Origin of the sequence: Stenotrophomonas sp. 57, from assembly GCF_030291075.1 — a bacterium.
Lineage (GTDB): Bacteria > Pseudomonadota > Gammaproteobacteria > Xanthomonadales > Xanthomonadaceae > Stenotrophomonas.
Map to the genome: position 1 here is coordinate 4,375,001 of NZ_CP127407.1, position 2,500 is coordinate 4,377,500.

Annotated in this window: 1 rRNA gene (only partly in view); it reads right to left on the reverse strand. The window is 53.8% G+C overall.

From position 1 onward, the window contains the following. Positions 1-10: 10 nt before the first annotated feature. Positions 11-2,500, reverse strand: a 23S ribosomal RNA gene (locus tag QP512_RS20070); it runs 390 nt beyond the window's last position.

Sequence of the window (2,500 nt, forward strand, 5' to 3'; positions counted from 1 at the left end):
TTGAGGTTATATGGTCAAGCCGCACGGATCATTAGTATCAGTTAGCTCAATACATTGCTGTACTTACACACCTGACCTATCAACCACGTAGTCTACATGGTTCCTTCAGGGGGCTTGTGCCCCGGGAGATCTCATCTTGAGGCGCGCTTCCCGCTTAGATGCTTTCAGCGGTTATCGCTTCCGAACATAGCTACCCGGCAATGCCACTGGCGTGACAACCGGAACACCAGAGGTTCGTCCACTCCGGTCCTCTCGTACTAGGAGCAGCCCCTCTCAAATCTCCAACGCCCATGGCAGATAGGGACCGAACTGTCTCACGACGTTCTGAACCCAGCTCGCGTACCACTTTAAATGGCGAACAGCCATACCCTTGGGACCGACTACAGCCCCAGGATGTGATGAGCCGACATCGAGGTGCCAAACACCGCCGTCGATATGAACTCTTGGGCGGTATCAGCCTGTTATCCCCGGAGTACCTTTTATCCGTTGAGCGATGGCCCTTCCATACAGAACCACCGGATCACTAAGTCCTAGTTTCCTACCTGCTTGATCCGTCGATCTTGCAGTCAAGCACGCTTATGCCTTTGCACACAGTGCGCGATGTCCGACCGCGCTGAGCGTACCTTCGAGCTCCTCCGTTACTCTTTAGGAGGAGACCGCCCCAGTCAAACTACCCACCATACACGGTCCCCGACCCAGATAATGGGCCCAGGTTAGAACGTCAAGCACGACAGGGTGGTATTTCAAGGATGGCTCCGCTGCAGCTAGCGCCACAGTTTCATAGCCTCCCACCTATCCTACACAGACGAACTCAACGTTCAGTGTAAAGCTATAGTAAAGGTTCACGGGGTCTTTCCGTCTTGCCACGGGAACGCTGCATCTTCACAGCGATTTCAATTTCACTGAGTCTCGGGTGGAGACAGCGCCGCTGTCGTTACGCCATTCGTGCAGGTCGGAACTTACCCGACAAGGAATTTCGCTACCTTAGGACCGTTATAGTTACGGCCGCCGTTTACTGGGGCTTCGATCAAGAGCTTCGCCTTGCGGCTGACCCCATCAATTAACCTTCCAGCACCGGGCAGGCGTCACACCCTATACGTCCACTTTCGTGTTTGCAGAGTGCTGTGTTTTTGATAAACAGTCGCAGCGGCCTGGTTACTGCGACCCTCTTCAGCTATAGCTCGCATGAGCCACCAAAAAGGGTGCACCTTCTCCCGAAGTTACGGTGCCATGTTGCCTAGTTCCTTCACCCGAGTTCTCTCAAGCGCCTGAGAATTCTCATCCTACCCACCTGTGTCGGTTTACGGTACGGTCTGCGTAAGCTGAAGCTTAGGAGCTTTTCCTGGAAGCGTGGTATCAGTGACTTCGCCATAAAGGCTCGTCTCGGTGCTCGGTCTTGAAGGATCCCGGATTTGCCAAAGATCCAAACCTACCGCCTTTCCCCAGGACAACCAACGCCTGGTACACCTAACCTTCTCCGTCCCTCCATCGCACTTACGCGAGGTGCAGGAATATTAACCTGCTTCCCATCGACTACGACTTTCGTCCTCGCCTTAGGGGCCGACTCACCCTGCGCCGATTAACGTTGCGCAAGGAAACCTTGGGCTTTCGGCGTGCGGGTTTTTCACCCGCATTATCGTTACTCATGTCAGCATTCGCACTTCCGATACCTCCAGCAGACTTCTCAATCCACCTTCAACGGCTTACGGAACGCTCCTCTACCGCGCATAACAAAGTTATGCACCCCAAGCTTCGGTTCTGTGCTTAGCCCCGTTAAATCTTCCCCGCAGACCGACTCGACCAGTGAGCTATTACGCTTTCTTTAAAGGGTGGCTGCTTCTAAGCCAACCTCCTGGCTGTCTGTGCCTTTCCACATGGTTTTCCACTTAGCACAAAATTTGGGACCTTAGCTGTGGGTCTGGGTTGTTTCCCTTTTCACGACGGACGTTAGCACCCGCCGTGTGTCTCCCATACAGTCCGTCTCGGTATTCGGAGTTTGCAATGGTTTGGTAAGTCGCGATGACCCCCTAGCCATAACAGTGCTCTACCCCCGAGAGGATACATATGAGGCGCTACCTAAATAGCTTTCGAGGAGAACCAGCTATCTCCGGGTTCGATTAGCTTTTCACTCCTAATCACACCTCATCCCCTACCTTTGCAACGGGAGTGGGTTCGGGCCTCCAGTGCGTGTTACCGCACCTTCACCCTGGGCATGACTAGATCACCCGGTTTCGGGTCTACTGCCCGCGACTATGCGCCCTTATCAGACTCGGTTTCCCTTCGCCTCCCCTATACGGTTAAGCTTGCCACGAACAGTAAGTCGCTGACCCATTATACAAAAGGTACGCAGTCACTCCTTGCGGAGCTCCTACTGCTTGTACGCACACGGTTTCAGGTTCTATTTCACTCCCCTCTCCGGGGTTCTTTTCGCCTTTCCCTCACGGTACTGGTTCACTATCGGTCGGTCAGTAGTATTTAGCCTTGGAGGATGGTCCCCCCA